The sequence below is a fragment of the Teichococcus deserti genome, assembly GCF_001982615.1.
GTDB classification, from domain to species: Bacteria; Pseudomonadota; Alphaproteobacteria; order Acetobacterales; family Acetobacteraceae; genus Pseudoroseomonas; species Pseudoroseomonas deserti.
The window spans coordinates 1-23,214 of record NZ_MLCO01000079.1; the positions used below are offsets into that span (position 1 = coordinate 1).

Genomic DNA, 23,214 nt, shown 5'->3' on the forward strand with positions numbered 1-23,214 from the left:
CGCGGACGACCTGGCGGCGATCGCGGCGGCCTCGGCCGCGATCGAGGGCGCCCGCTGGCCGGCGGAGCTGGAGGCCACCACCGGCCGCCGAGGCAGGCCCGCCCGGCTCAGCCGCGCGGCCGCCCCTGGCGCCGCAATGCCCGGCCGACGACGAAGCAGCCGAGGAGGCTGACGGCCGAGATGCCGAGCAGCAGGTGCTGCGGCCGGATGGCGGCCAGCGGCCCCTCGCTCGGCAGCAGGGCATGGAGGCGGCCGGCGGGGCTGACCGTGGCGGAGAGGAACAGGGTGGCCAGGGTCAGCGCCCAGAGCAGGATGCTGGCGCTGCGCAGGAGCATCGTCTTCCGGTCCCGCATCGATCGCCTCCAGCACGGCGCCGCCGCGGCACCGGTCTGCTGCACATAGCCGGGCTGGCCCGCCCCGCCCATCTTTTGCTGGGGTCAATCCGCCGGGCGAACGGTCGGCGTCAGCGCGGCCGCCAGGCCTGCCTGGTCGGCCGGGCCATCCTCTCCCCCCGCGGCGGCGCCTCAGAACTGCCAGGCCGCCGGCACCCAGGCATGGCCCTGGTCGGTGCGCAGCAGATGGCCGAGCCCGGGAAAGGGATAGTGGAAGCCCAGCACCGGCAGCCGCTCGGCGGCGGCGCGGCCGAAGATCCGCTGCCGGGAGGCCAGCGCGGCGGCGGGGTCGCGGTCCGGCCCCGGGCGCCAGGGGCGGTCGATATTGACCACCGGGTGATAGGCCAGGTCGGCGGTCAGCAGCAGCTGCGCGGCGCCGGAATGCACCAGCAACGCGGCCATGCCGGGGGTATGGCCGGCGGCCGGCAGGCTGGTCAGCCCTGGCAGGATGTCCTGGCCGGCTTCGTAGAAGGAAACCTCGCGGCGCAGTGGCGCCAGGCTGCTCTTGATCGCGGCGCCGAAGCGCTGCCGGAACTCGGCCGGCACCGGCATGTAGGACAGATCAGGATCGCCCTCGACGAAGAAGGCCCAGTCGGCGCGCGGCGCATGCAGCGTGGCGCGGGGGAAGGCGCGGCCGCCAGACGCGTCGCGCAGGTTGCCGACATGGTCGGGATGCAGGTGGGAGACGACGACGGCGTCGATATCCCCGGGCGCCAGCCCCAGCGCCGCGAGGTTGGCGAACAGCCGGCCGCCGCCCGGACCCATGGTCTGGCCGGCCCCGGCCTCGACCAGGATGCGCTGGCCGCCGGTCTCCAGCAGCAGGGTGTTGAGGTTCAGCGTGAGCCGGTCGGCGGGCAGGAAGGCGCGGCGCAGCGCCTCGGCCAGCTCGAGCTCGGGCGCGTCGAAGGCATAGACGGCCGGCGGCCCGCCGATCAGCCCGTCGCTTAGCACGGTCGCCCGGATGTCGCCGATGCGGAAACGATAGGCGCCGGCATTGCCGGGGGCGGGCGGCGCCGCCTGGGCGGTGGCCCGCCCGGCCGGCGCGGCGGCCCCGGCCAGGGCGGTCAGCATGATCCGGCGGCGGTTCAGGGTCAGCGGGCGCATGCGGTCCTCCTGCGGCGGGTTCCCGCCCCAGATGACATCGTGGCATTGCGCGGATAAGCTGCGCATTCCTGATCAGCTTGATAAGCAAAGACCCGCAATGAAGCCGCTGCGCCTGGACGGGCTGGATGCCTTCGCCGCCGTGGTCCGCGCCGGCGGCTTCCGCGCGGCGGCGCTGCAGCGGGGCGTCTCCTCCTCGGCGCTGAGCCAGGCGGTGGCGGCGCTGGAGGCCTCGCTCGGCCTGCGGCTGCTGCACCGGACCACCCGCAGCCTGGCGCCGACCGAGGCCGGGGCGGCGCTGTTCGACCGCCTGTCGCCGGCACTCGAAGACATCCGCGCGGCGGTGGACGGGCTGAACCGGCTGCGCGACAGCCCCTCCGGCAGCCTGCGCATCAATGCGCCGGGGCCGGCGGCGGATCATGTGCTGTGCCCGCTGGCCTTCGACTTCATGCGCGCCCATCCCGGGGTGCAGGTCGAGATCATCAGCGACGCCGCCCTGGTCGATATCGTCAGCCAGGGCTTCGATGCCGGCGTGCGCTTCGGCCGGCAGGTGGCGCAGGACATGGTGGCGGTGCCGATCGGGCCGCCGCTGCGCTATGCCATCGTCGCCAGCCCGGCCTATCTGGCCGGGCGCGACCTGCCGGCGACGCCGCAGGACCTGGCACGGCATGACTGCATCCGCCGCCGCTTCCCCAAAGGCGGGCTGGTCGCCTGGCAGTTCGAGAAGGACGGCGAGGCCGTCGGCTTCGAGCCGCAGGGGCGGCTGACCCTGGGCTCGGCGCATCAGGAGCTGCAGGCGGCGCTGGCCGGCCAGGGCGTCGCGCATCTCTTCGAGGAGTATGTCCGCCCGCATCTGGACAGCGGCGCCCTGGTCGAGCTGCTGCCCGAGTGGAGCCCGCGCCTGCCCGGCTGGTTTCTCTACTATCCCAGCCGCCGGCATCCCTCCGGCGCGATGCGGGCTTTCCTGGCGCATCTGCGCAGCACGCGTTGACCCCTCGGCCTGCCCGGTCTCAACTGGCGGCCAAGAGCGGCGCCCATCGAGGCGCCGCCGCAGAGAGGGAAGAAAGATGTCCAACGCGATCTCGCGGCGCGGGGTGATGGCGGCCGGCCTGGCGCTGGCGCCCATGGGCTTGCGCGCCCAGGAAGGAAATTTCCCGACCCGGCCGGTGACGCTGATCAACGCCTATCCGCCCGGCGGCGTGACCGATACCGCGACCCGGGTCCTGGCCGAGCGCATGGGCCAGGTGCTGGGCCAGAACGTCGTGGTCGACAACCGCCCCGGCGGCGCCACCAGCCCGGCCAGCACCGCGGTCGCGACCGCCAAGCCGGATGGCTACACGCTGCTGATGGGCTCGCCCACGCTGGCCATCAACCCGGCGCTGCAGCCGGCCCTGACCCCGCGCGCGCCGCAGAAGGAGCTGGTGGCCATCGCCATGGGCTATCGCACGCCGATGGTGCTGCATCTGCATCCCTCGGTGCCGGCGAAGACGCTTCCCGAGTTCATCGCCTATGCCAAGGCGCATCTGGGCGAGATCAATTTCGGCTCCTCCGGCATCGGCGCGGTGAACCATCTCTGCATGGAGCTGCTGCGGGCGCGGACCGGGCTGGACATGGTGCATGTCCCCTATCGCGGTGGCGTGCAGGCGCTGATGGACCTGCGCAGCGGCCGGCTGCAGGCGATGTTTTCGGCGGCGCTGGAGGCCGCGCCGCCGATCACCGAAGGGGTGACGCGCGGCCTGGCCGTCTCCTCCGCCCAGCGGCTGGCGCTGCTGCCGGACCTGCCGCCGGTGGGCGAGACCGTGCCGGGCTTCGACGTCGCCTTCTGGCAGGGGCTGTTCGCGCCCGCGGGCACGCCGGCGCCGGTGCTGGCCAGGCTGGAGGCGGCGATGCTGGCGGCGACGCGCGACCAGGCCCTGGTGCAGCGCCTCGCCACCCAGGGCGTCTCCGTCCTGCCCGAGGATGGCGCGCAGCTGACCGCGCTGCTGGCGCGCGAGACCACCACCTGGTCGACGCTGATCCGCGACGCCGGCATCCGTCCGGAATGAGCGGGGCCGCCGCCCTGCGCCATCCGCCGGTCCGCCCGGACTGGCTGGCGCGCCGGCCGGAGACGGCGCTGGAGCCGGACCTGCCGATCATCGACGCGCATCACCACCTGCGCAACCGGCCGGGCGACGTCTATCTGCGCGCGGATTTCCTCGAGGATGCGGGGCAGGGCCACGACATCCGCGCCAGCGTCGCGGTCGAATGCATGGCGCATTTCTTCCCCGACGGCGAGCCGCTGCTCCGCCCTGTGGGAGAAACGCATTTCCTGCGCGAGCAGGGCGCCGGCACCCAGGTCGCCGCGGCCATCGTCGGCTATGCCGACCTGACTGCTGGCGCCGCCATCCGCCCGGTGCTGGAGGCGCATGTGGCGGCCGGGCAGGGGCGGTTCCGCGGCATCCGCCAGATCGCGGCGCATCACCCGGATCCGGCGGCGCGCGGCTCGACCGGCACGCCGCCGCCGATGCTGCTGCTCGACCCGGCGTTCCGCGCCGGTTTTTCTCAGCTGGCGCCGCTGGGGCTGAGCTTCGAGGCCTGGATCTACCACACCCAGCTTGCCGAGCTGCGCGACCTGGCCGATGCCTTTCCCGACACGCGCATCGTGCTGAACCATGTCGGCGGCGCGCTGGGCATCGGCCCCTATGCGACGCGCGGCCGGCATGTGCGCGCGGCCTGGGGCGCGGCCCTGCGCGAGCTGTCCCACTGCCCCAACCTGTCGATCAAGCTGGGCGGGATGGGGATGCGCCTGTTCGGCTTCGGCTTCCACGAGCAGCAGGACCCGCCGGGTTCGGAACAACTGGCCGAGGCCTGGCGGCCCTATGTCGAAACCTGCGTCGAGGCCTTCGGCGCCGAGCGCTGCATGTTCGAGAGCAACTTCCCGGTCGACAAGGGTTCCTGCGGCTATGTGCCGCTGTGGAACGCCTTCAAGCGGATCAGCCGCGGCTGGAACCCGGCCGAGCGGGCGAACGCCTTCCACGACACTGCCGCGCGCTTCTATCGTCTCTAGCGATCGAGCTGCTTCAGCCGGCGGCGCAGCTCGGCCTTCTCGGCCAGCACCTCGGTGAAGCTCGGCATGCGGAAGCCCTCCGCCTGGCCCTGCCAGCGATACAGCGTCGAGCGCGGCACCCCCAGCCGCAGCCGCGCGGCGCCAACGGTCGGCGCGGGATCGGCATTGTCGCATCCGCTCATGCGGCAGGGTCTCCCGTGATGATGCTCCTGTGTTGAAGACGAACGAGACGGGCCGGCGTACAGGTCCCGGCGCAAATTTTTTTCGCCCGCTTGTCCGCCCGCTTGCTGGGCAGGCGCCGTTCCCGCCGCCGAGAGAAGCGGCAGGCGGCGGCGCGAAGCCTGTCGCGCAGGGCCGTCCCGGCCTGTCGCGGCGGGATCATCGCGCCTATCCTGCGCGCCGTGTGACACAAGGATGACGGGCGGATGGCTCTGAGCACGGACCGGTTTCTGGCGGATCTCGACGCGCTGCGGCGCATCGGCGCCTATCGGAGCGGCGTGCACCGCCCGACCTTCGGCCCCGAGGACATGCAGACCCGCCACTGGCTGGCGGCGCAGCTGGAGCAGGCCGGGCTCGAGGCCAGCATCGACGGCATCGGCAATGTCTTCGGCCGGCATCGCGGCGCCGGCCCGCATCTGCTGGCCGGCAGCCACCTGGAGACGCAGAACCAGGCCGGCTGGCTGGATGGCGTGCTGGGCGTGGTGGCCGCGCTGGAGCTGGCGCGGTCGGGGCTGCCGGTCGATGTCTGCGCCTATGCCGACGAGGAGGCGCATTGGGGCGACTTCATCGGCAGCCGCTCGCTGGTCGGCGCGCTGACCGAGGCCGAGATCGATGCCGCCCGCAACCGCTTCACCGGCGAGGCGCTGCGGCCGAAGCTGGAAGAGATCGGCCTGGCCGGCCGGTCGCGGCCGCAGCTGGAGGAAGGCCGCTACAAGGGCGCGCTGGAGATGCATATCGAGCAGGGCACGCAGCTGGAGAGCGCGGGCCTGCGCATCGGCGTCGTCACCGGCATCGTCGGCATTCGCCAGTTCCGCATCGTGGTCACCGGCCAGCAGGACCATACCGGCGGCACCACCATGCGCGAGCGCCGCGATGCCGGGCTGACCGCGGTGCGGCTGCTGGGCATGGTCGACGCCGAGATGCCGCGCGTCGCCGCCGCCCGCAGCGTCTGGACCACCGGCCGCATCGCGCTGGAGCCGAACGCGCCGATGATCATCCCCGGCCGCGCCGAGATTGTCTTCTCGTTCCGCGACCTGTCGGTCGAGGTCATGGACCGGATGGAGGCCTGCCTGCGCGCCGTGGTGCAGGAGAGCAACCGCCGCGAGCGCTGCCCCGCCGTGCTGGAGGAGATCAGCCGCTCCGCCCCGGCACTGTCCGACCCGGCCATCGTCGCCGCCTTCGAGGGCGCGGCGGAAAGCCTCTGCCCCGGCGCCTGGCAGGCCATGCCGAGCGGCGCCATCCATGACAGCCAGATCCTGGCGCGCAAGCTGCCGGTCGGCATGCTCTTCGTGCCCTCGATCGGCGGCATCAGCCACCACTGGACCGAGGACACCAAGCGCGAGGACCTGGTGCTGGGCATGGAAGTGCTGCACGCGGCGGCGCAGCGCTTCCTGGCGAGCTAGGCGCCGCTGATCACCGTAAACACCTTCCGCACCGTCTCGACGGTCTTCCAGACGCCGGTGAAGCCCGGCTTCATGACGAAGCTGTCGCCGGCGCGGAAGGTGCGGGTCTCGCCGCCTTCCTCGGTCAGCTCGGCGACGCCCGAGATGATATGCACCACCTCGCAATCGCCGCCCTTCATCGAGCGCGTGGTGCCGACGCCCAGATCGGCGACGCCGCTGCGCACCCGCCCGCCATGGCTGGCATCCTGGTCCCAGACGGTGATCTCGGGATTTCCCTCGATCAGCCGGTCGGCCGGCGCGGATTTCTGCACGCCGGCACCCAGATCGGCGGTCCTGATCGTCACCAGCAGCGACATTCCTTGGCGTCCTTCTCTTGCGGGCAGGGGCGTCCCGCGCCGCCGCCGCCAGCCTATCGGCCCCGCCGCGCCGCTTCCTGCCGAGCTGGCGGCCGCCACGGCAGAAAGCGCTGTCCGCCGCGCGGCGGGTGGCAGAAGCTGCGCGGCGCGCTGCCCTGTGACCGGACCGTCACGCGACAGGCGCGCCCGGCTGTGCCATGCAGGCTGCGATGCCCGATCTGATCGCCCTCGACCTGCCCGCCCGGCCGCATGCCATCCCCGTCGCCCGCGCGGCCCTGGCCGCCCTGGCCGCCGCCCTCGATCTGCCGGAGCCGAAGCGCGACCGGCTGGAGCTGGCGGTGGAGGAGGCGGTGGCCAATGCCGTCCACCACGCCTATCCCGAGGGCCGCGACGGCCGGCTGCGCGTCACCGCGGTCCAGGAAGGTGCGGCCCTTTCGCTGCGGGTGCAGGATTGGGGCCTGCCCTACCAGCCGGGCGAGGATGCCGGGAAGCTCGGCCTGCTGCTGGCCTTCCGCATGGCCGACGAGGCGCGCTACCGCGCGCTTGGCCGCGACGGCAAGATGTTCGAGTTCCTGTTCCGCCTGCCGGTGGCGCCGCCCGCGCCGCCGCCGGTGGAGGAGGCCACCGGCGCCCGCGCCCGCGGCGCCTTCACGGTGCGGCCGTTCCGCGACGCGGATGCCGTGGGCATCGCCCGCTGCGCCTGGCTGGCCTATGGCTATACCCGGCCGGACAACGCGCTCTACGACGTCGACGGGCTGATCCGCCGCCATGCCGAAGGCGCCATGCAGAGCCTGGTCGCCGAGGCCGAGGATGGCAGCATCATCGGCCATGCCTGCCTGGACTTCGCCGACGGCCCCGATGTGCCCGAATGCACCGACCTGGTGGTGCTGCCGGCCTGGCGCGGCCATCCGCTGCTGATGGCGCGGCTGCTCGATGCCGGCCAGGCCATCGCCCGGGCGCGCGGCTGCCGCGGCTGGACGGTGAATGCGGTGACCGCCCACACCATCTCCCAGCGCGGCGCGCTACGCTATGGCGGGGTGCCGGTGCTGGTCACCCTGGCCTCGGTCAGCACCGACTGGGCGATCGACGACAGCCTGGCCGGCAGCGGCGCCCGCCAGTCGGAGGTGTTTTTCTATCGCAGCCTGCAGGCGGGGGCACCGCGGGCGCTGCATGCGCCGGCGCGGCATGCGGCAATGGTGGCACAGATCTACGCGTCGCTGCAGGAACCGGTGACGTTCGTGTCGGGCGCTGTGCTGAGCGCCGGCGAGACGCGGCTTGATGTCTCCAAGGGCCAGGCCGATTGGGGCGCGGTGGTGCTGACCGTCGAGGAATATGGTTCCGATGCCGTCGCCGTGATCGCCGGCTTCCTGCGCGGCTTCTGCCTGGAGGGCGTGGCGACCGTGCTGCTGCGGCTGCCGCTGGCCGATCCCGCGACCGCGACGCTGGGCGAGCCGGTCGAGGCGCTGGGCTTCAGCGTCTGCGGTGTGCTGCCGCAGGCCGACCTGCTGCTGTACCAGTATCTGAACAACGTGGTGCCGGAGACGGCGAGCGAGAAGATCGCCGCCCCCTGCCGCGCGCTCTACGACCATGTCCTGGCCGAGCGGCAGCGCGTCGACCGCGCGGTCTTCGGCGCGGTGGCCGCGATCAGGTAGCCGGCACCGCCTGCTGCAGCCCGGCGCCGATGGCGAAGCCGCGCTTCAGCGCCTGCTCGCGGCCGGCGGCGTCGGTGTGCAGCAGGAAGTCGGCCCCCACCACCGGCGCGCCGCAATAGCCGAAGATGCCGTGCTCGATCTGCGCGCGCATGGCGGTGTCGTAGCCATGCCGCGCATAGGTGCCCTGGTCGGCGCCGCCAAGCGCGACCAGCTGCACCGACAGCCGCCCCAGCCGCTTCTCGATGCCGCCATCGGGCTTTTCGTCATAGGCCCAGCCCTGGGTGAAGACGCGGTCGATCCAGCCCTTCATCAGCCCGGGCATCGCCCACCAGTAGACCGGATAGACCAGCACCAGCATGTCGGCCCGGTCGAGCCGCCGCTGCTCGGCGCGCACGTCGTCGGGCGTCGGGCCGCGGCGCTGGAACTGCGCATGGTCGGCCGCCGTGTAGCGCGGATCGAAGCCTTCCGCGGCCAGGTCGGCGCGCTCGGCGGCTTGGCCGGGGACGGAGCGGATGCCCGCCTCGATCTGCCGGGCGACGGCCTGGGTCAGGGACTCGGCGGCGGGGTGGCTGGTGACGATCAGCGCCTGCATGGGGGACCTCCTTGGCAGCGGGGGATGAGCGTTATATACTTTTGGTAAGTTACCTTTGGTAGGTTGTCTGTCAAGCATGACCGTTCCACCCCGTCGCCGCCTGTCCCGCGAGGAGCGCCAGGCGCAGCTCCTGGAGACCGCCCGCCTGCTGGTGCGTGCCGAGGGCACGGATGCGCTGACGCTGGGCCGCCTGGCCGAGCAGGCCGGCGTCACCAAGCCCGTCGTCTACGACCACTTCTCGACGCGGGACGGGCTGCTGGCGGCGCTCTACGCCGATTACGACCGGCACCAGGCGGCGGTGCTGCAGGCGGCGCTGGAGGCGAGCGAGGCGACGCTGGCAGCCCGCGCCGCGGTGATCGCCGAGGCCTATATCGGCTGCGTCCTGACCGAGCGGCAGGAAATCCCCGGCGTCGCCGCGGCGCTGGCCGGCGCGCCGCAGATGGAGGCGCTGAAGCGCCGCTACCAGGACGATTTCATCGCCCGCTGCCGCGCCGTGCTGGAGCCCTTCGCCGGCGGCCGCGCGCTGCCGGCGGCCGGGCTCTGGGCCATGCTGGGGGCGGCGGATGCGCTGTCGGAAGCGGCGGCCCGCGGCGCCGTCTCGCCGGCGGAGGCGGTGGCGGAGCTGCGGCAGGTGATCAGCGCGCTGGCGGCGCGGTGATCAGACTCGCAATGCCGTGAGCCCTGACAACCCTGGGCGGCCGGCGTGGTTCTTCCGACAGGCGCAACGCAGAAGAGGAGACCAGAATGGTCGATACCAAGCAGATCGCCGATCACATGGAAGTCGTGGGCTCCTGCGGCAATCATGTGGGGACGGTGGATCATCTCGATGGCAACCGCATCAAGCTGACGGCGCAAGACAGCGCCGACGGCAAGCATCATTTCCTGGCGCTCGACGCCGTGGAAGCGGTGCGGGATGGCAAGGTTGTCACCCGGATGAACCACAAGCAGGCGCTTGCATCGCTGCAGGCGGCCTGAGCCAGCGAAAACCCCGCCCGCAGAAACGGGCGGGGTTTTTCTCATGCCCGTGTGGGTCCTACGAGGCCTGGGCTTCGCGCCAGGCGACGTAGCGCCGCAGCCCTTCGCGCAAGGGCACGCCGCACGCCAGCCGATCTTTTCCTGCGTCTTCGCTGTGGCAAAGCCGAGATGGTCGCCGCCGGCCGAACGGATGGCGCGCGTGTCGGCCTGGTAGACGGGCTTGAGATGCGCCGTCCCGCAGACCTCGAGCATGGCCTCGACCAGAGCCGTATGGGTGGTGTCGATGCCGGTGACCAGGTTCAGCACCTCGCCGCCGGCGCCGTTCATCATGGCGGCCAGGCAGCCGGCCGCGACATCGGCGACGTGGATGTAGTCGTGCACCTCGCGCCCGTCGCCCATGATCACCGGCGGCTCGTTGCGGCGCAGCGCCGCATGGATCGTCGCGATGCCGTTGGCGTTCATGGCGCGCGCATGCTGCCGCTCGCCATAGACCGAGGCGAAGCGCATGGCGTTGAACTCGACGCCGAATTTCTGGTGGTAGAAACGGCCTAACCCTTCGCCGAGAAGCTTGGTGCTGCCGTAGATCGCCGAGATCGGCGAGGCCGATGACAGGCCGGAGGGTGCGTCTTCCGCCAGCGTCTCCGCCCGTGTCTCGCCATAGGCGGCGACGGAGGAGGCGAAGACGACGCGGCGGACGCCGGCGATGCGCGCCGCCTCCAGCGTGTTGACCATGCCGGTGGTGTTGACCTCGACGCCCAGCGGCAGGTTCTGCGCCATCGGGATGGTCAGGAAGCCGGCCAGGGCGAAGATGCCGTCTGCATCGCGCGCCGCATCGATCAGGTCGTTCAGCCGCAGGATGTCGCCGCGCATCTTGCGCACCCGCGCCTCGCCGTCGAGATGCGCGATGGTCTCCGGCGTGCCCAGCGAGAAATTGTCGAGCAGCCGCACCTCGCCGGCGCCGGCTTCCAGCAGCGCATCCGCCAGATGCGAGCCGATCAGGCTGGCGCCGCCGGTGATCAGGTAGCTCTTGCCCGCGCAGCTACGCTCCATGACGCGTCCTTCCCCTGCCTGCTGGCCGCTGCTTCGGCGCGGCGCTTGCCCTCCCTTCTACGCCGTTCCTGCTCCGTGTCAATTTATCTGTGCGCGCTTGCATACACGTCCATAACGGCAGTAGCGTCGGCGCTCAGGAACGACCAAGAAGGGTGCAGCCCGCGCGATGAGCGAGATCCGGCTACTCTCCACCAGCGCCATCCTCGGCTATGGCTTTCCCGAGGCCTCGCTCGCCGCCGGCATGGCGCGTCGCCCGCATATGATCGGCGTCGATGGCGGCAGCGTCGATCCGGGGCCGCATTACCTCGGCGCGGGAAAACCCTTCTGCTCGCCGATGGCGATCCGCCGCGACCTGCGGCTGATGCTGCGGGCCGCGATCGGCGCCGGCATCCCGCTGGTGATCGGCACCGCCGGCGGCGGCGGCGGCGCGCCGCATCTGCAGCTGGTGGCGCAGATGGCGCGCGAGATCGCCGCCGAGGAAGAGCTGCATTTCCGCCTGGCGCTGATCCATGCCGAGCCCGATCGCGCGATGCTGCTGCAGCAGATCGCCGGCGGCCGCGTGCATCCGTTGGCCGGCCTTCCGCCGCTGGCGCCCGAGGCGGTGGACCGCGCCGAGCGGATCGTCGCCATGATGGGGCCCGAGCCCTTCCTGCGCGCGTTGGAGGGCGGCGCGCAGGTCATCCTGGCCGGCCGCTCCAGCGACCCGGCGCCCTGGGCCGCCGCCTGCCTGCGCGCGGGATTGCCGCCGGCGCCCGCCTGGTATGCGGGGAAGATGCTGGAATGCGGCGCCACGCCCTCGCTGCCGAAGGGGCATGACTGCCTGCTGGTCACCATCCGCGACGACCATGTCGATTGCGAGCCGATGAACCCGATCCGGCGCTGCACGCCGCTGTCCATCGCCAACCATTCGCTGCACGAGAATGCCAGCCCGATCCACCATGTGGAGCCCGGCGGCATGCTCGACACCTCGGATTGCACCTTCGAAGCGCTGAGCGACCGCGCGGTGCGGATCGCCGGCATGCGCTGGACGCCGGCGGAGCAATACACGGTCAAGCTGGAAGGCGTGGAGCGCGCCGGCTTCCGTAGCGTCTGTTTCTGCGGCACGCGCGATCCCTTGCTGATCGACCGGATCGACGTCTTCCTGGAAGAAGTCCGCGGCATCGTCGCCGAGAAAGCCGCCGCCTTCGGCGCGACACCGGAAAAATACCAGCTGACTTTCCGCGTCTATGGCCGCGACGGCGTCATGGCCGGGCGCGAGCCGCTGCGCGACCATACCCCGCATGAGCTAGGCTTCGTCATCGAGGTGGTGGGCGCGACGCAGGAGGTGGCGACGGCGGTGCTCGGCATCGCGCGCACCAACATGCTGCATACCGACTTCCCCGGGCGGCTCTGCCGGGAGGGCAACATGGCCTTCCCCTTCTCGCCCTCCGATGTCGAGGTCGGCGCCGTCTACCGCTTCAGCATCTACCACGTTCTGGAGCTCGACGATCCCTGCGCCATCTTCCCCATCGCCTACGAGGAGGTCTGAGCCGATGCCCCGCCTGCGCGACCTCGCCCGCGTCTGCAAGAGCAAGAATGCAGGGCCCTTCGAGCTGACCATCGACGTGGTCTTCGACGACCCGGCGCTGTACCAGCGCGTCAAGGCCAGCGGCGTGCTGAGCGCCGATCTTTTCGCGCGCCTCTACCAGGTCAGCCCGAATCAGGTGCTGTTCACCCCCTATGACGCGGCCTCGGCCTTCAAGGCGACGCTGCCGCGGCTGCTGCCCTCCGGCGAGGTGGGCGACACCGATGTCTATGGCTGCCAGCAGCACGCGCCGCTGCTCGACGTCGATCTTCCTGTCTGAACAAGCAAGAAAGTAAGGAGACGCACCATGGCTGACCGCCAGATGACGATGATCGCCTTCCTGCAGGCGCAGAATTGCTCGAACCTGCCGGCCTCCTGGCGGCACCCGGCCTCGGCCACCGACTTCACCGCGCCGGAATACTTCCAGCGCATCGCCCGCGTGCTGGAGGATGGCCGCTACCACATGGCCTTCTTCGACGACCGCCTCGCCATGCCCGACATCTTCTCCAACGACTTCCGCGCCACGGTCGAGAACGGCGTGCGCGCGGTGAAGATGGAGCCGACGGCGATCGCGCTCGCCATGGCGCTGGCGACGACGAAGCTCGGCCTGGGCGCGACCTATTCCACCACCTATTACGAGCCCTTCCATGTGGCGCGCGTCTTCGCCACGCTGGACCTGATGACCAAGGGTCGCGCGGCCTGGAACATCGTCACCTCGCTGAACAATTCCGAGGCGCTGAACTTCGGCCGCACCGAGCATCTGGAGCACGACCTGCGCTATGACCGTGCCGACGAGTTCATGGAAGTCGTCATGGGCCATTGGGGCAGCTGGGACGACGATGCGCTGATCCTCGACAAGGCCAGCGGCCGCTTCGCCGATGGCGACAAGGTGCGCCGCCTCGACCACCGCGGGAAGTTCTTCGAATCGCGCGGGCCCTTCACCGTGCCGCGCTCGGCCCAAGGCCATCCGGTGCTGCTGCAGGCGGGGCAGAGCGGCCGCGGCCGTTCTTTCGCCGGGCGCTGGGGCGAGGTGGTCTTCGTCGTCTATCCCAGCCTCGCCGCCGGGCAGAAGCAATATGCCGAGCTGAAAGCCGCCGTGGCCGCCGAGGGCCGCAACCCCGACCATGTCAAGGTCGCGCCCGCCTGCTACATCGTCGTCGGCGAGACCGAGCAGATGGCCGCCGACAAGAAGGGCTTTCTCGACGCGCTGCCGAAGCCGATCGACGGGCTGACGCTGCTGTCGGAGGTGCTGAACTTCGACCTGGCCTCGATGCCCTACGACCAGCCGATGAGCGACGAGGTGCTGGCCTCGCTCTCCTGGCAGGGTTTCCGCGATCGGGTCATCTCGCTGTCGGGCAAGAAGAATCCCAGCGTCGCCGACTTCGTGCATTTCTCCGGCCGCGGCACGATCAAGGAGCATCATGCCTTCGTCGGCACGCCGCAATCGGTCGCCGACCAGATGGAAGAATGGTTCACCGGCGGCGCCTGCGACGGCTTCGTCCAGGCCGCGACGCATATGCCGGGCGCCTATGAAGACTTCGCCCGGCTGGTGGTGCCGGAGCTGCAGCGGCGCGGGCTGTTCCAGAAGGACTATGCGGGCAGCACGCTGCGCGAGAATCTCGGCCTGCCGCGGCCGAGCGCGGCGCAATGCCGCGACCAGGCCCGCGCCGCCGCCGCTGCGCGCCAGGCGGCCGAATGACATGCGCGCGCCCCTCCTCTCGCGCCGCGCCCTGCTGGCCGCCGGCATCGCCGCAGCACCCGTGGCGCATGCGCAGGAAAGCTGGCCGGACCGGCCGGTGCGCATCCTGGTGCCCTATTCCACCGGCGGCTCCACCGACATCGTGGCCCGCCTCGCCGCCGAGCTGATGTCGCAGCGCCTGCCGCAGCGCGTGGTGGTGGAGAACCGTACCGGCGGCGGCGGCACCATCGCCGCCTCGGCGACGGCGCGGGCCGATCCCGACGGCACCGTGCTGTTCTTCACCAATGTCGGCTATGTCGCCAGCCGCTTCCTCAATCCGCGGCTGGACTTCGACCCCGACACGGCGCTGCGCCCGGTGACCATCGCGACCGAAGGGCCGATGGTGCTGCTGGTCGGGCCGAACAGCCCCTATCGCAGCGTGGCCGAGCTGGTCGCCGCGGCGCGCGAGGCGCCGGGGCATCTCAGCTACGGCTCCTCCGGCGGCGGCGGCGCGCTGCAGCTGACGGCGCTTGGATTTCTTCGCGCAGCCGGCTTGAAGATGAACGAGGTGGCCTATCGCGGCTCGGGCCAGGCGGCGCCGGACCTGGCCTCGGGCCGGCTCGACATGATGTTCGACAGCGGCGTCGCCGGCTTCGGCCTGGTGCGGGCGGGGCAGGCGCGGGCGCTTGCCGTCTCCAGCCCGCGCCGCAGCGAGGTCATGCCCGAGGTGCCGACGCTCGCCGAGGCCGGGCTGCCGGGCGCCACCTTCTCGCTGTGGCAGATGCTGATGGCGCCGGCCGCGACGCCGGCGCCGCTGATGGCCCGCATCCACGAGGCCTTCGCCACCGCGCTGACCGACCCGACCATCCACCAGCGCCTGGTCGAGCTCGGCGCCGAGCGTGTCCTCGTCAGCAAGCCCGACGAGGCGCAGCGCTATTTCGCCGCCGAAATGGCGCGGTGGAAAGAGGTGCTGGAGGCGGCGGGCGTCGGCCAGCCGCGCTAGGCCCTGGCCAGCAGCCGCATCGTCTGCCGCACCGGGCGCGCCTCGAGGCTGAGCACCGCCTCGCAGGCGCGCTGCGCGGCGGCCGCCTCCAGCACCATCCCGGCGGCGCCGAGGAACTTGGCGCTGGCGCCGGCTTCGTCCAGGCGGCGCGCGCCGGCGCCGCTATTGACGCGCTCATGGTGGAACAGCCGGCGGCCATCCTTCAGCAGGATCTCGACGCCGCCGGAAAAGGTCTCTGGAAATGCGCTGTCTGGGTCGACTTCGCAGCGGGCGCGGGCGGCGAGCGCCAGCGTCGCGGGGTCGCGCAGCGCTTCGGGTTCCAGCTCCGCCAGGCCGAAGCGGCCGAGGCGCAGGCAGGTGGCGACGACGAACTGCGCGCTGAACTTGGCGGCATAGTCGTTGCCGGGGCGCAGCTTGTCGGCGGCAGGCTCGGCGACGATCTTCATGGTCGGGCCGGGCAGCAGGATGCGGAAGCTGTCGATCGCGGCGACATCGGTGATCTGCGCCTGCAGCGCGATCGCCGAATCCGCCGCGCCATGGATGAAGTGGCAGACCGGATAGGGCTTGATCGCCGATTCCGCGAGTTCCCAGCGTTCTCCGAGACCTTCGTCGAGAAGCGAAACATCGGCCTCGCTGGCGTGGGCCTGCAGGTGCGAGTCGAACAGCCCGAATTTTCCTTCGTAAGGCCGCGCCGGCCCGACGAAGCCGTGCTGCGCCAGGGTCGCCGCGGTGATGCCGGCGACCGCGCCCCAGCCGGGATGGAATCGCTTGGTCCAGGCGCCATCCTCGAGAAAGACCTGGATGCCGGCGGCGGTGCTGGAGGCGATGCCCTGGGCATGCGCGATCTGCGACGTCGTCAAGCCGAGCAGCCGCCCCGCCGTCACCGCGCTGCTGAAATGCGAGACCACGCCGGTCGCGTGATAGCCCGCATGGTGGAAGCCGCCCTTCACCGCCAGGCCGATGCGGATGGCGACCTCCATGCCGGCGGCATAGGCGGTCAGCACCTCTTCGCCGGAAGCGTCCAGCGCCTCGCCCAGGCTCAGCGCCACCGGCAGGCAGGCGGCGGTCGCGTGGATGATGCTGGCCAGATGCGTGTCGTCGAAATCCAGCCCATGCATCAGGAAGCCGTTGGCCAGCGCCGCGTCGCGCAGCGGCAGGCGCTCGGCGCGGCCGATGACGGTGCCTTCTCCGGGCCCGCCCAGCGCGGCGATGCCGGCGAGGGCGCGGTCGGCGAAACCATAGGCATTGGCGGCAAGACCGACGCCGATGGCGTCCAGCATCTGGATCCGCGCGCGCGCGCGGACGGCCGCCGGGATGTCGCCATGGCGCAGCGTGGCGGCGAAATCGGCGATGCGCTGCGCCGGCAGCGGCGCGGCGCCGGGATCGATGGCGTTCATGGCGTTTCCCCTGCCGCCGCGGCGCTGCGGCCCTGAATGTGTTCCCTTGCATACAGAGATCGGCAGCAGCCTTGCAAGGGTTGTATTCAGCCGTGTGCAGGCGGCTTGTGGTCGCGCGGGCCGGCGCGGTATGCTTTGACGCGATGCAAAACGATGATCAGGGCCGCGACGGGATGGATGACGGGCAGCCGCAGGACGATGCGGCGGATCCCCGCGGCGGCCGCGGCCGCAGCGAATGGGCCTATGACATGCTGCATGAGGCGATCCGCGAGGGCACCATCGCCCCCGGCCAGCGCATCATGGAGGTCGAGCTCTCGGTCTGGCTGAAGATGAGCCGCACGCCGGTGCGCGAGGCGATGCGCCGGCTGCAGGCGGAAGGGCTGCTGGAGCATGCGCCGGGCGGCGGCATGGCTGTTGTGGTCTATGATCTTCGCGCCATCGGCGAATTCTACGCGACGCGCGAAAGCCTGGAGGGCACGGCGGCGCGGCTGGCCGCGACCCAGGCGGACGAGACCGAGATCCATATCCTGTCGGCGACGGTCGATGCCATGCGCGCGCTGCCCGAGGATCCGCGCATGCATGCGCGCGAGAACCAGGGCTTCCACGAGCAGATCTACCGCGCCGCGCACAATCGCTTCCTGCTGAAGAGCCTGCGCCAGCTGCTGAACTTCACGCCGCTGCTGGGCCGCACCACCTACAACGCGCCCGGCCGCATCGGCGCGGCGCTGGCCGAGCACGAGGCCATCGTTGCCGCCATCCGCGCCCGCGACCCCGACCGGGCCGAGGAGGCGGCGCGGCTGCATATCCGCCGCTCGCATGACAGCCGGGTGCTGGTGGTGTCCGACGACGTGCGCAGCGCGGCGCAGAAGCGCTCGCTGCGGCAACCGCTGCCGGGGCTGGCGAAGACGCGCGGCTAGTCCTTCATTCGGGCAGGATGCCGGCGATGCGCACGCGCTCGCCCCAGGCGGCGTGCTGGCGCAGGACGTAGCGCGTGGTCTCCTCCGGCGACATCTGCAACGGCGTGTCGCCGACCATGCGCAGCTTCTCCACCACCTCCGGCGCGGCGAGCGTTTCCGACAGGGCGCGCGACAGCTTCGCGACGATCGCCGGCGGCGTGCCGGCGGGGGCGGCGATGCTCCACCAGACATTCATGTCGAAGCCGGGCAGCAGGCTGGCCAGGCTCGGCAGGTCCGGCGCGATGGCGAAGGGATGCGCGATGCTGTGGCCGATCATGCGGATGCGGCCCGACTGCGCCTGCGACACGGCCGGGCTGTAATCGGCGAAGTTGGCGTCGACGCGGCCGGCGGCCAGGTCGGTCAGCGCTTCCGCGCCGCCGCGATAGGGCACGGTGGTCACCGGCACCCCCAGCATCGAGCCCATGACGGAAGCCATGATCATTGCCCCGGCATTGCCGTAGCTAAAGGTGGCCGGCGTCGGCTTCTTCCGCACGAAGTCCAGGAAGCCGGCCAGGTCGCGCGGCCCCTCGGCGGGAACGCAGAGCACGTAAGGCGTCTCGCCGATCATGCCGATGAGAGAGAAATCGCGCGCCACGTCATAGGGCATGCGGCGCACGGTATGCGGGTTGATCGCCGCGGCGCTGGTGCCGAGGATGACGATGGAATAGCCGTCAGGCGGCGACTGCGCGACATTCTGCGAGCCGACGATGCCGTTGGCGCCGGGGCGGTTGTCGACCACCACCGTCTGGCCCAGCGCGCGCGACAGCACCGGGCTCAGGATGCGGGCCAGCACGTCGGTGCCGCTGCCGGCGGGGAAGGGGGCGACCAGGCGGATCGGCCGCTCGGGCCAGGCGGCTTCGGCGCGGGGGCGGCCGGCCAGCAGCAGGGCCGGCGCCGCCAGCGCCAGGCGGCGCGGCAGGGCCGCGGCGGTTGCAGGCTTCATCCACGCCTCCCCTTCGTTGCTGCGCAGCACAGCGGCACCATCGTCTCGCGGCGCTTCGGCGCCTAGCTAAGGGGCATCGCGCGACAGCGGTCAATGAGAATGTGCGGCAATGTATACAAAGATGCGCAAAAAAACTCTTGGCGGCGGCCGGGTGATGGCCTACCGATGCGGAAAACGTCACGACAGGGGAACGTCATGGGATACGAGATTGCCCGGCGCCGGCTTCTGGCCACCGCCGCGCTGGGGGCGGCGCCCTTTGCGCGCGCTTCGGCCCAGGCCGCGCCGTCCTTCCGTCTTGGCGTGCTGAACGACCAGTCCAGCGCCTATCGCGACAATGGCGGGCCGGGCTCGGTCGCCTGCGTGAAGCTGGCGGTGGCCGAGCTCGCGGGGCCGCTCGGGCTGAAGGTCGAGGTCATCGCCGCCGACCACCAGAACAAGCCCGATGTCGCCGTCAGCATCGCCCGGCAATGGCTGGACCAGGGGGTGGATGCGATCTGCGACCTGCAGGGCTCCGCCATCGCGCTGGCGGTCAACAACCTGGTGCGCGAGCGCGACCGCGTCATGCTCGGCTACAACATCGGCACCGCCGAGGTGACAGGGAAAGCCTGCTCACCCAACACCGTGCATTTCGCCTATGACTCGCACATGTTGGCGCGCGTCGCCGGCACCACGCTGGTGCGCCGCGGCGGCGCAAGCTGGTTCTTCATCCGCGCCGACTATGCCTTCGGCCGCGCGCTGCAGGAGGATGCGACCCAGTTCATCACCGCCGCCGGCGGCCGCGTCGTCGGCAGCGTCGCATTGCCTTTCCCCAGCACGGATTTCGCCGCGGCGCTGGTGCAGGCGCAGGCCTCGCGCGCCCAGGTGATCGGCCTGGCCAATGGCGGCGACGACCTGGTCAATGCGGTGAAGCAGGCCGGCGAGTTCGGCGTCACCCGCCGCGGCACCAAGCTCGCCGCCATGCTGGTCTTCATCAACAACGTCCATGCCATCGGGCTGGCCGCCGCGCAGGGGCTGGTGCTGACCGAGACCTTCTATTGGGACATGAACGACAGGACGCGCGGCTTCACCAGGCGCGCGCATGAGGCCGGCTTCAACCGGGCGCAGCGGCCGAACATGTCGCAGGCCGCCTGCTATGCCGGGACGCTGCATTACCTGAAGGCGGTGGCCTCGCTGGGGGCGGCCGAGGCGAAGCGCAGCGGTGCCGCGGTCGTGGCGCGGATGAAGCAGCTGCCGATGGAGGACGACATCTATGGCCGCGCCGCCATCCGCGCCGATGGCCGCGCGATCTCCGACGCCCATCTGTTCGAGGTCAAGGCGCCGGAGGAAAGCCGCGGCGACTGGGACTACTACAAGCTGCTGCAGACTGTCCCGGCCGAGCAGGCCTGGCGCCCGCTGGCCGAGGGCGGCTGCAGCCTGGTCCCGGCCTAGACGGGCTCGCCGACGCCGTCGTCGCCGGCGAAGAAGCGCAGCGCGTCCTGCACGGCGCCCGGCAGCATGGAGCCATGCGTCTCCTCCGCCATGTGGCGGTAGCGCAGCGTCAGCCCGGCGACGGCGCGCAGCGCCTGCGCCGTCTCGCGTCCGCCGGGGCCGGCCATGCCCGGGCCGGGATTGCTGCCGGCGGGGCGCGGCGGGCGCTGCCCGGAATTCGCGATCAGCAGGCGGATGCCGGGGTTCAGCTTTCCGCCCGCCGCGCGCAGGCCGGCCAGGAACCCGGCCTGCTCCTGCAGGATCGAGCGGTTGTTCCACCAGATCGAGGGATCGGCGGCGATGACGGTGCCGAAGGCCTCGGGCCGGGTGAAGAAGGCATGCAGGGCGCAGAGCCCGCCCAGCGAATGGCCGAACAGCGCCTGGCGCCCGGCATCGACCGGCAGCCGCCGCGCCACCTCGGCGCGCAGCGGGCCGGTGATGGCGTCCAGCAGCGCATCCTGGCCGCCGGTGCGCGGCGGCTCGGCGCGGCCCTGCAGGTATTCGGCCGCGGTCTCCGGCGTCAGGTCGTAGAAGCGGCGGCGGATGTCGAAGCTGTCCGCGACCGGATAGCCGATGCCGACCAGCACGGCGGGTGTCGCGCCCGGCGCCATCTCCTGCGCGTGCCAGGCCAGCGGGAAGGTCGCGTTGCCGTCGAGCAGGAACAGCACCGGAAAGCCGCCGGCAGGCGCCGGCTGCGCCGGGCGGCCGAGGAAGATGCGCCAGGGCTCGGCCTCGGGCGTCGCCCGCAGTGCGAAGGTCTCGACGCGGGGATCGGTGATCACCTCGGCCGGGCGCGGCGCCGGGCGCTGGGCCAGGGCGGATCTGGCGGCCAGCAGGGCAGGGAGGGCCAGCAGCGCGGCGCGGCGGGGCAGGGTCGGCATCGGGATCACCAGCGAGAGCGGGCGGGCGGCGAACAGGCCCCCGGGATCAGGGGGCCATACCGGGGGCGCCTCGCCTTGTAAATGCGACCGGCTCGCAAATGGGCCGCGGCGCCCTCGGCCCGGGAGGGGGCGCCTATTCCGCCGGCGCCGCCGACAGCCGCCCCTCCGCCGGCGCCCGGGCGGCGCGCAGCACCAGCAGCAGCCCCAGCACCGCCGTCGCGGCGCCGGCCAGCGCCACCGCCGGATAGCCCCAGCCGGCGGCGATGACGCCGCCGCCCAGCGCCGCGCCGAAGGCGTTGCCCAGGTTGAAGGCGCCGATATTGACCGAGGAGGCCAGGTTCGGCGCCGCCGCCGCCGCGCTCATCACCCGCACCTGCAGCGGCGGCACCAGGGCGAAGCTGGCGATGCCCCAGAGGAAGATCAGCACGGCGCTGACCACGGCGTTGGGCATGAACCAGGCGAAGGCCACTAGCACCACGGCCAGGCTGGCCAGCGAGACGATCAGCGTGCGATCGACCGAGCGATCGGCGAAGCGGCCGCCCAGGCCGTTGCCGATGGTCAGGCCCAGGCCATAGGTCACCAGCATGGCGGTGACAAAGCCGACCGAGGCCTGCGTCGCCTCGCGCAGGATCGGCGCGATATAGGTGAAGACGGTGAACATGGCGCTGGAGCCGATGACGGTCAGCAGCAGCGCGCCCAGCACCCGCTTCTGGCCGAGCGCGCGGATCTCGGCCATGGCGTCGCCGCCGGCGGGGGCGGGCAGCGCCGGCAGGGTCAGGCGCAGCGCCAGCATGGTGGCCAGGCCCAGCGCGGCGATGGCCCAGAAGGCGACGCGCCAGCCGAGGAACTCGCCGGCCCAGGTGGAGAGCGGCACGCCGACCACGGTCGCGACGGTCAGCCCCATGAACATGGTGGCGACGGCGCCGGCGCGGCGCTCGGGCGGCACCAGCCCGGCCGCGACGATCGAGCCGACGCCGAAGAAGGCGCCGTGGTGCAGCGAGGTGATGACGCGCGCCGCCAGCAGCATCTCGTAGCTGCCGGCCATCGCCGCCATCAGGTTGCCGAGCGTGAAGATGGCGGTCAGCAGGATCAGCAGGCTCCGCCGCGGCAGCCGCCGCGTCGTCAGCGTCATCAGCGGCGCGCCGAGCATGACGCCCAGCGCATAGGCGCTGACCAGCAGGCCGGCCGTCGGGATGGAGATGCCGAGGTCGCCGGCGATCACCGGCAGCAGACCCATCGGCGCGAATTCGGTCACGCCGATGGCGAAGGCCCCGGCCGAAAGGGCCAGGAGTCCTGGATTGCGGGTCATTCGGATTGCCTTGCAGCAGGTCGCGGGAGGGCCGGCGCGCGGCCGGTCCGCATCCCGCGACGGGGGCCCGCGGGGGGCCGTGTTTCGAGGTCGGCGCAAAGATGCTACAGCCGGACCCGCTTGACTACGCCACGCGGTTGGAAAGGATCTTTGCGATGGACGCAAAACTGGCGGCGCGGGCGGATCGGGCGCGCGACCTTGCCCTGTTCGCCGCGGTGGCCGAGCAGGGCAGCTTTTCGGCCGCCGCCCGCGCGCTGGAGCTCAGCCCCTCGGCGGTCAGCCGCGGCATCGACCGGATCGAGGCGCGGCTCGGCGTGCGGCTGCTGCTGCGTTCGACCCGGGCGCTGGCGCTGACGGCGGAGGGCCAGGCCTATCGCCAGGCGGCGCGGCGCATCCTGGGGGAACTCGACGACGCCGAGCAGCGCATCGCTGACCAGGGGGCGCCGCGCGGCCGGCTGCGGGTCAGCGCCTCGCTGGCGCATGGGCGGCTCTGCGTCGTGCCGCTGCTGCGCGACTTCGCCGCCCTCCACCCGTCGATCCTGGTCGACATCTCGCTGACCGACGCGCTGGTCGACATCGCCGGCGGCCAGGCGGACGTCGCCATCCGCTTCGGCCCGCTGGCCGACAGCGCGCTGACCGCCCGCAAGCTGGGCGAGGGCGGCCGCGTCATCGTCGCCGCCCCTGGCTACCTGGCCCGCCACGGCACGCCGCGCCGGCCGGAGGACCTGCTGGCGCACAATTGCCTGAACTTCAACTTCCGCCGCGCCGAGGCGACCTGGCCGTTCCGTCGCGGCGAGCGGGTCTTCGCGCTCGACATCCGCGGCGGGCTGGAGGCGAACAACGGCGAGACGCTGGGGCAGCTCGCCCTGCTCGGCCTGGGCGTCACCCGGGTCGGGCGGTTCAGCGTCGCCGCCGATATCGCGGCCGGGCGGCTGGTGCCGCTGCTCGAGGACTTCAACCCCGGCGACACCGAGCCGCTGCACGCGCTCTTCGTGGGCGGCGCCAACATGCCGGCGCGCGTCCGCGTCTTCGTCGACTTCCTGGCCGGGCGGCTGACCGGCGCGCTGGCCTGAGGCGGCGGGGAGGGCGCGGCGCGGCGCCCAGCCTGCCGGCCGCAGCGCCGCGAGGAAGAAGCCGGCGACGCGGGCGACGGCCTGCTCGGTCGCCCGCGCATCGCCCTCCGCCACGAGGCGGCGGCCGGAGCCGTCGGGATGCGGCAGCCGCGCCGTG

Annotated in this window: 22 protein-coding genes and 1 pseudogene; 13 read left to right on the plus strand and 10 right to left on the minus strand. The window is 71.9% G+C overall.

Annotated features, from left to right (window positions below):
* Positions 1–107: 107 nt before the first annotated feature.
* Both BKE38_RS30750 and BKE38_RS10065 read right to left on the minus strand, forming a co-directional pair.
* Positions 108–335, minus strand: a complete 228-nt coding sequence (locus BKE38_RS30750) for a hypothetical protein (protein ID WP_131829552.1) — start codon at positions 333–335, stop codon at positions 108–110.
* 189 nt (positions 336–524) lie between these two features.
* A complete protein-coding gene (locus tag BKE38_RS10065; protein WP_076957190.1) occupies positions 525–1,496 on the minus strand; it encodes an MBL fold metallo-hydrolase in 972 nt (323 codons plus the stop codon).
* Positions 1,497–1,593: 97 nt separating this feature from the next.
* Here BKE38_RS10065 and BKE38_RS10070 point away from each other — a divergent pair, with 97 nt between their 5' ends.
* From BKE38_RS10070 to BKE38_RS10080, 3 genes are all read left to right on the plus strand, one after another.
* On the plus strand, positions 1,594–2,484 hold the full coding sequence (locus tag BKE38_RS10070) for a LysR family transcriptional regulator (RefSeq protein WP_106409184.1): 891 nt from the start codon (positions 1,594–1,596) through the stop codon (positions 2,482–2,484).
* 76 nt (positions 2,485–2,560) lie between these two features.
* On the plus strand, positions 2,561–3,538 hold the full coding sequence (locus tag BKE38_RS10075; RefSeq protein ID WP_076957191.1) for a Bug family tripartite tricarboxylate transporter substrate binding protein: 978 nt from the start codon (positions 2,561–2,563) through the stop codon (positions 3,536–3,538).
* Positions 3,535–4,539 (plus strand): amidohydrolase family protein, encoded by a 1,005-nt coding sequence (locus tag BKE38_RS10080; RefSeq protein WP_083747439.1) that lies wholly within the window; start codon positions 3,535–3,537, stop codon positions 4,537–4,539. The genes BKE38_RS10075 and BKE38_RS10080 overlap by 4 nt, the downstream gene beginning before the upstream one ends.
* On the opposite strand, the gene BKE38_RS10085 is transcribed toward BKE38_RS10080, so the two are convergent.
* Positions 4,536–4,721: a hypothetical protein gene (locus BKE38_RS10085; protein ID WP_076957192.1), complete on the minus strand. Its 186-nt coding sequence runs from the start codon at positions 4,719–4,721 to the stop codon at positions 4,536–4,538. The two genes, BKE38_RS10080 and BKE38_RS10085, sit on opposite strands and share 4 nt — an antisense overlap.
* Before the next feature lie 243 nt (positions 4,722–4,964).
* Between BKE38_RS10085 and BKE38_RS10090 the strand changes: the two genes are divergently transcribed.
* The gene (locus BKE38_RS10090) at positions 4,965–6,161 is read left to right on the plus strand and encodes a Zn-dependent hydrolase (RefSeq protein ID WP_076957193.1); all 1,197 of its coding nucleotides are present in this window, start codon (positions 4,965–4,967) and stop codon (positions 6,159–6,161) included.
* Here BKE38_RS10090 and BKE38_RS10095 read toward each other — a convergent pair.
* Entirely contained in the window at positions 6,158–6,505 is a 348-nt protein-coding gene (locus BKE38_RS10095) for a cupin domain-containing protein (protein ID WP_207553537.1), read from the minus strand. The genes BKE38_RS10090 and BKE38_RS10095 overlap by 4 nt on opposite strands.
* Before the next feature lie 221 nt (positions 6,506–6,726).
* Between BKE38_RS10095 and BKE38_RS10100 the strand changes: the two genes are divergently transcribed.
* Positions 6,727–8,169, plus strand: a complete 1,443-nt coding sequence (locus tag BKE38_RS10100) for a GNAT family N-acetyltransferase (RefSeq protein WP_076957195.1) — start codon at positions 6,727–6,729, stop codon at positions 8,167–8,169.
* Here the strand turns inward: BKE38_RS10100 and BKE38_RS10105 are convergent.
* The gene (locus tag BKE38_RS10105) at positions 8,162–8,761 is read right to left on the minus strand and encodes an NAD(P)H-dependent oxidoreductase (RefSeq protein WP_076957196.1); all 600 of its coding nucleotides are present in this window, start codon (positions 8,759–8,761) and stop codon (positions 8,162–8,164) included. The two genes, BKE38_RS10100 and BKE38_RS10105, sit on opposite strands and share 8 nt — an antisense overlap.
* A 76-nt stretch (positions 8,762–8,837) precedes the next feature.
* Here BKE38_RS10105 and BKE38_RS10110 point away from each other — a divergent pair, with 76 nt between their 5' ends.
* Positions 8,838–9,419: a TetR/AcrR family transcriptional regulator gene (locus tag BKE38_RS10110; RefSeq protein WP_076957197.1), complete on the plus strand. Its 582-nt coding sequence runs from the start codon at positions 8,838–8,840 to the stop codon at positions 9,417–9,419.
* Positions 9,420–9,847: 428 nt separating this feature from the next.
* On the opposite strand, the pseudogene BKE38_RS33175 reads toward BKE38_RS10110, so the two are convergent.
* Positions 9,848–10,786: pseudogene (locus BKE38_RS33175) on the minus strand (NAD-dependent epimerase/dehydratase family protein); the annotation flags it as partial.
* A gap of 166 nt (positions 10,787–10,952) precedes the next feature.
* Between BKE38_RS33175 and BKE38_RS10125 the strand changes: the two are divergent.
* The 4 genes from BKE38_RS10125 to BKE38_RS10140 are packed head-to-tail and all read left to right on the plus strand — an operon-like array spanning position 10,953 to position 15,031.
* The gene (locus BKE38_RS10125; protein ID WP_076957199.1) at positions 10,953–12,314 is read left to right on the plus strand and encodes an acyclic terpene utilization AtuA family protein; all 1,362 of its coding nucleotides are present in this window, start codon (positions 10,953–10,955) and stop codon (positions 12,312–12,314) included.
* Between the two features lie 4 nt (positions 12,315–12,318).
* Complete coding sequence (locus BKE38_RS10130) at positions 12,319–12,630, plus strand: DUF4387 domain-containing protein (RefSeq protein ID WP_076957200.1); 312 nt, start codon at positions 12,319–12,321, stop codon at positions 12,628–12,630.
* Between the two features lie 27 nt (positions 12,631–12,657).
* Positions 12,658–14,049, plus strand: a complete 1,392-nt coding sequence (locus BKE38_RS10135) for an LLM class flavin-dependent oxidoreductase (protein ID WP_076957201.1) — start codon at positions 12,658–12,660, stop codon at positions 14,047–14,049.
* A 1-nt stretch (position 14,050) separates the two neighbouring features.
* Positions 14,051–15,031 (plus strand): Bug family tripartite tricarboxylate transporter substrate binding protein, encoded by a 981-nt coding sequence (locus BKE38_RS10140; RefSeq protein WP_076957202.1) that lies wholly within the window; start codon positions 14,051–14,053, stop codon positions 15,029–15,031.
* Here the strand turns inward: BKE38_RS10140 and BKE38_RS10145 are convergent.
* A complete protein-coding gene (locus tag BKE38_RS10145) occupies positions 15,028–16,428 on the minus strand; it encodes an MmgE/PrpD family protein (protein WP_076957203.1) in 1,401 nt (466 codons plus the stop codon). The genes BKE38_RS10140 and BKE38_RS10145 overlap by 4 nt on opposite strands.
* Before the next feature lie 143 nt (positions 16,429–16,571).
* Here BKE38_RS10145 and BKE38_RS10150 point away from each other — a divergent pair, with 143 nt between their 5' ends.
* Positions 16,572–17,345 carry a GntR family transcriptional regulator gene (locus BKE38_RS10150; RefSeq protein WP_083747443.1) on the plus strand — a complete coding sequence of 258 codons (774 nt, stop codon included), beginning with the start codon at positions 16,572–16,574 and terminating at the stop codon, positions 17,343–17,345.
* A gap of 4 nt (positions 17,346–17,349) precedes the next feature.
* Here the strand turns inward: BKE38_RS10150 and BKE38_RS10155 are convergent, their stop codons facing one another.
* Entirely contained in the window at positions 17,350–18,327 is a 978-nt protein-coding gene (locus BKE38_RS10155; RefSeq protein WP_076957205.1) for a Bug family tripartite tricarboxylate transporter substrate binding protein, read from the minus strand.
* Between the two features lie 195 nt (positions 18,328–18,522).
* Between BKE38_RS10155 and BKE38_RS10160 the strand changes: the two genes are divergently transcribed.
* The gene (locus tag BKE38_RS10160) at positions 18,523–19,755 is read left to right on the plus strand and encodes an ABC transporter substrate-binding protein (protein WP_076957206.1); all 1,233 of its coding nucleotides are present in this window, start codon (positions 18,523–18,525) and stop codon (positions 19,753–19,755) included.
* Here the strand turns inward: BKE38_RS10160 and BKE38_RS10165 are convergent.
* Complete coding sequence (locus tag BKE38_RS10165) at positions 19,752–20,675, minus strand: alpha/beta hydrolase (protein WP_076957207.1); 924 nt, start codon at positions 20,673–20,675, stop codon at positions 19,752–19,754. The genes BKE38_RS10160 and BKE38_RS10165 overlap by 4 nt on opposite strands.
* Before the next feature lie 133 nt (positions 20,676–20,808).
* Positions 20,809–21,984 carry an MFS transporter gene (locus tag BKE38_RS10170; protein WP_076957208.1) on the minus strand — a complete coding sequence of 392 codons (1,176 nt, stop codon included), beginning with the start codon at positions 21,982–21,984 and terminating at the stop codon, positions 20,809–20,811.
* Between the two features lie 155 nt (positions 21,985–22,139).
* On the opposite strand from BKE38_RS10170, the gene BKE38_RS10175 reads away from it, so the two are divergent.
* The gene (locus BKE38_RS10175; RefSeq protein WP_076957209.1) at positions 22,140–23,057 is read left to right on the plus strand and encodes a LysR family transcriptional regulator; all 918 of its coding nucleotides are present in this window, start codon (positions 22,140–22,142) and stop codon (positions 23,055–23,057) included.
* The last annotated feature ends 157 nt before the right edge of the window (positions 23,058–23,214 follow it).